The following is a 3,023-nucleotide window of genomic DNA, read 5'->3' as shown; positions in this document are numbered from 1 at the left end:
ACATGATCGCGATCGATCTGGCCGGCCAGGTCGCGGCGACGGGTCTTGAGAGTTTCAGTGATCTCCTGAACGGCCAGTCCGAGGTCGAGCCCGAGATCGAAATCAACGACCGCGATCTCGCGATGATCATCTATACCTCGGGCACCACCTCGCGGCCGAAAGGCGCCATGCACTGCCATCTCGCCGTGGTCATGGCGGTCATGAGCAACGCGATCGAGATGAAGCTCGGGCGGGACGATGGCATCACCGGGCAGTTCCCGCTGTTCCACTGCGCCGGCCATGTGCTGCTCCTGAGCTACCTTTCGGTCGGCGGCCGGATGGCGCTGATGCGCGGCTTCGATCCGGTGGTCTGCATGGAGGCGATCGTCCGCGACAAGCTCACCGTGTTCGTCGGGCTGTCGCTGATGTACCAGGCGATCCTGGATCACCCGCGCCGCGGGGAATATGACCTCTCGGGCCTCAAGACCTGCATCTATACCATGGCGCCGATGGGCCGCCCGCTGCTGGAGCGCGCGATATCGGAGATGTGCCCGAATTTCGTGCTGAGCAGCGGCCAGACTGAAATGTACCCGGCCACCACGATGTCGCAGCCGGACCGGCAGCTCGAGCGCTTCGGAAATTACTGGGGCGAGTCGCTGATCGTGAACGAGACCGCGATCATGGATGACGACGGCAATCTGCTGCCGCGCGGGCAGGCCGGCGAGCTCGTGCATCGCGGACCCAACGTGATGATGGGCTATTACAAGGACCCGAAGGCGACCGAGGAGGCGCGCAAGTTCGGCTGGCACCATACCGGAGATCTGGCGCTGATCGACGAACATGGCGAGGTGCTGTTCCTCGACCGCAAGAAGGACATGATCAAGTCCGGCGGCGAAAACGTCGCCTCGGTCAAGATCGAGGAGACGCTGCTGGCCCACCCCGCCGTGCAGAACGCCGCCGTGGTCGGCCTGCCGCATCCGCAATGGGGCGAGGCGGTCTCCGCCTTCGTCAAACTGAAACCGGGCGCGACAGCCGACGAAGCCGGGATATCAGAGCATTGCCGCAAGCACCTCGGCGGTTTCCAGGTGCCGAAATTCATCAAGATCGTGGATGAAATGCCGATGACCGCGACCGGCAAGCTGCGCAAGGTCGAGCTGCGGCAGGCTTACAGCGAGCATTTTGCGAAGAAGAGCGCGTGAGAGTGGCTATCAACAGCATCGTCATTCCGGGGCGCGCGAAGCGCGAGCTAAGATGTGCAATTGCACATCAGAGAATCCATAACCACGATAATGAGTATGGATTCCGGGCCTGCGCCTTCGGCGCATCCCGGAATGACGGAGGAGGTTAGTTTATGGCCATCCTCGAATCGACCATTGCAACCGGCGGTGCCGCCTACAAGGCCAACCGCGACGGCATGCTGGCGCTGATCGCGCGCATGCGCGCGCTCGAAGCGCGCACCCGATCCGCCTCCGCCGCCGCCAAGGAGCGCTTTCACAAGCGCGGCCAGTTGCTGCCGCGCGAGCGGGTGGCGCTGGTGCTCGATCCCGGTTCGCCCTTCATCGAGCTGTCGACGCTCGCCGGCTACATGTTCGACGTGTCCGACGCCGACAAGAGCGTGCCCGGCGGCGGGGTGATCGCCGGTATCGGCTTTGTCGCGGGCATCCGCTGCATGGTCAGCGCCAATGATTCCGGCATCGATGCCGGCGCGCTGCAGCCCTACGGCCTCGACAAGACCCTGCGGGTGCAGGAACTGGCGCTGGAGAACAAGCTGCCCTACGTGCAACTGGTCGAAAGCGCCGGCGCCAATCTCTTGCGCTACCGGGTCGAGGATTTCATTCGCGGCGGCAACATCTTTCGCAACCTGGCGCGGCTGTCGGCGGCAGGATTGCCGGTGGTCACGGTGACGCATGGATCGTCGACCGCGGGCGGCGCCTATCAGACCGGCCTGTCGGACTACATCGTGATGGTACGCGGCCGGACCCGCGCCTTCCTCGCCGGGCCGCCGCTGTTGAAAGCGGCGACCGGCGAGATCGCGACCGAGGAGGAACTCGGCGGCGCCGAGATGCACACGTCCATTTCCGGCCTCGGCGATTATCTCGCCGAGGACGACCGCGACGCGCTGCGGATCGCACGCGACATCATGGCCAACCTGGAATGGGACCGGCCGAAGCCGGCGCAATCGCCGCACCGTCCGCCGCGCTACGACGCCGAAGAATTGCTCGGCATCATGCCGATGGACCACAAGCGGCCGGTCGACATGCGCCAGGTGATCGCGCGGATCACAGACGATTCCGATTTCACCGAGTTCGGCGCCAATTACGGACCCGCCACCGTGTGCGGCCACGCCCGCATCGAGGCGCAGGCGATCGGGATCGTCACCAATAACGGCCCGCTCGATCCTGCCGGCGCCAACAAGGCGACGCATTTCATTCAGGCCTGCTGCCAGTCACGGACGCCGCTGCTCTATCTCAACAACACCACCGGCTACATGGTAGGCAAGGCCTACGAAGAAGCCGGCATGATCAAGCACGGTTCGAAGATGATCCAGGCGGTGACCTCGGCGACAGTGCCGCAGATCACCATCTATTGCGGCGCGTCGTTCGGCGCCGGCAATTATGGCATGTGCGGCCGCGGTTTCCATCCGCGCTTCTGCTTCTCCTGGCCGAACGCCAAGACCGCCGTGATGGGCGGCGAGCAGGCCGCCGAAACCATGGCGATCGTGACCGAGGCCGCCGCCGTCAGGCGCGGCAAGCCGATCGAAAAGGAAAAGCTCGATGCGATGAAGGCGCAAATCATCGGCGTGTTCGACGGCCAGATGGACGTGTTCTCGACCAGCGCGCGGTTGCTCGACGACGGCGTGATCGATCCGCGTGACACCCGAGCGATCCTGAGCGAGGTGCTGGCGATCTGCCGCGAGGCCGAGGCGCGCTCCCCGCAGCGCATGCAATTCTCGGTCGCCCGGCCATGAGCGGTCAGATGAAGCGCACGCCGTTCCGCAAGATCCTGATTGCCAATCGCGGCGAGATAAGCTTGCGGATCATGCG

At 64.5% G+C, this 3,023-nt stretch carries 2 protein-coding genes; both read left to right on the top strand.

Going from position 1 to position 3,023, the window contains the following annotated elements; translation table 11 throughout:
• A partial coding sequence (locus tag WCE35_RS25885; protein ID WP_424596152.1) for a class I adenylate-forming enzyme family protein occupies positions 1-1,178 on the top strand: 1,178 nt, incomplete at its 5' end.
• A 152-nt stretch (positions 1,179-1,330) separates the two neighbouring features.
• Positions 1,331-2,947 carry an acyl-CoA carboxylase subunit beta gene (locus WCE35_RS25880; protein WP_424596151.1) on the top strand — a complete coding sequence of 539 codons (1,617 nt, stop codon included), beginning with the start codon at positions 1,331-1,333 and terminating at the stop codon, positions 2,945-2,947.
• The last annotated feature ends 76 nt before the right edge of the window (positions 2,948-3,023 follow it).

Source organism: Bradyrhizobium sp., from assembly GCF_049691595.1.
GTDB lineage: Bacteria > Pseudomonadota > Alphaproteobacteria > Rhizobiales > Xanthobacteraceae > Bradyrhizobium.
This window is presented reverse-complemented; position numbering and strand designations above follow the sequence as displayed.